Origin of the sequence: Bradyrhizobium sp. NAS96.2 (assembly GCF_001908235.1) — a bacterium.
Taxonomy (GTDB): domain Bacteria; phylum Pseudomonadota; class Alphaproteobacteria; order Rhizobiales; family Xanthobacteraceae; genus Bradyrhizobium.
This window is the reverse complement of record NZ_LGHK01000318.1, coordinates 1-1,326: the sequence shown is the minus strand read 5'-3', so window position 1 is coordinate 1,326 and position 1,326 is coordinate 1. Positions and strand designations below refer to the sequence as shown.

Below are 1,326 nucleotides of genomic sequence, written 5' to 3'. Positions count from 1 at the left end.
GGGCGGCCGCAGCCGCGCCGTTGCGCACGGCGAGCTTCGGCAGCTCCTCGCGCAGATAGGCGATCAGCTCCTGAGCCAGCCGGTCCCAGATCTCGATCTGCGCGCGGACAAAGTTCGGCGCCACCCCGCCGGCGACGGAGACATCGAGGCAGAACATCAGGAACGGTTGGCTGTACTGCAGCCGTCCGAACCGCCGCGTCGTGTTCCAGCGATTGACGAGGTCGAGCGGCAGCTCGCCCTGCACTTGAAGCGTGGTGACCAGCGTGGCGTCGACAAAGCTCTGTTCCTCGCCGACCAGCTGGTTTCCCGGCCGGATCTCGAAGCCAAGCCCCGCCGTCGCCGAGCGCAGATAGGTCGTGTTGGCGACCGGATCGGTCAGCGTTTCGACGCGATAGCCGACGCTCTGGAAGCTGTCGCGCAATCCTTCGATGGTGAGCCTGGTGATGATCTCGGACATTGTGGTCTCCGTATTACTTCTTCGATGCGTCGAGCAGGCTCGACAGCGCAAGTTCGTTGAGGACGGGCGGATGCTGCTTCAGCAGCTCGGCGAGATAGGCTCGCCGCATCATGTTCGACCGCTCGGAGCGGATCTGCAGCACCAGCTGGTCGCGCACTTCCGGCAAGGTGCGGGTGTAGGACGCCTTGGTGTCGATCAGCTTGACGATGTGCCAGCCGTCGTCGAGCTTGATCGGCTCGGACACGCTGTTCTTGGCGAGCCCCATCACCTGGCTGCGGATCTCCGGGCGGATCTGGGTCTCTGCAACCCATCCGAGGTCGCCGGCATCCTTGGCGGCGTTGTTGTCGCCGCGCGCGATCGCGGCGAAGTCAGCTCCCGGCGCCTTCAGCTTGCGCTGCACGTCGTCGAGCTCCTGCCGCGCCTTGTCCTCGGCGGCCTTGTCGCCCTCCTTCGGAGCCGCAATGAAGATCTGCGAGAGCTGGAATTGCCGCGGCATCAGGAACGCGGCGCGATTGGCCTCATAGACCTTTTGCAGATCGTCCTCGCTCGGGAAGTTCGCTGGCGGCGTCGAGACCGATTGCAGATAGAGCTCGACCACCGCGCCCTCGCGGGCCCGCTCCAGCTGCGCCGCGATGGCCGGTTGCTGATCCCACTTCTTCGCCACGGCCTCTTGCAGCACGAGGCGGTTGGCAAGCAGCAGCCGGACCGCCTGGCTGAGCATGGCCGGATCCTTGGCGAGCGCAGCCTGCTCGCGCGGCGCAAGCGCTGCGACATAGCTGCGCAGATCATCGGCCGAGATATTGGTCTCGCCGACGCGCGCGATGACATTCTCCGGAGCGGTGGCGGGCTTCGGCGCGGCCGCCACCGGA

2 protein-coding genes are annotated in these 1,326 nt (G+C 66.1%); both read right to left on the bottom strand.

The genetic code is table 11. The features are described from left to right. A partial coding sequence (locus AC628_RS40655; protein WP_074132413.1) for a YbjN domain-containing protein occupies positions 1-457 on the bottom strand: 457 nt, incomplete at its 3' end. A 13-nt stretch (positions 458-470) separates the two neighbouring features. After that, the coding region (locus tag AC628_RS40650; protein WP_074132410.1) for a peptidylprolyl isomerase at positions 471-1,326 on the bottom strand (856 nt) is incomplete at its 5' end.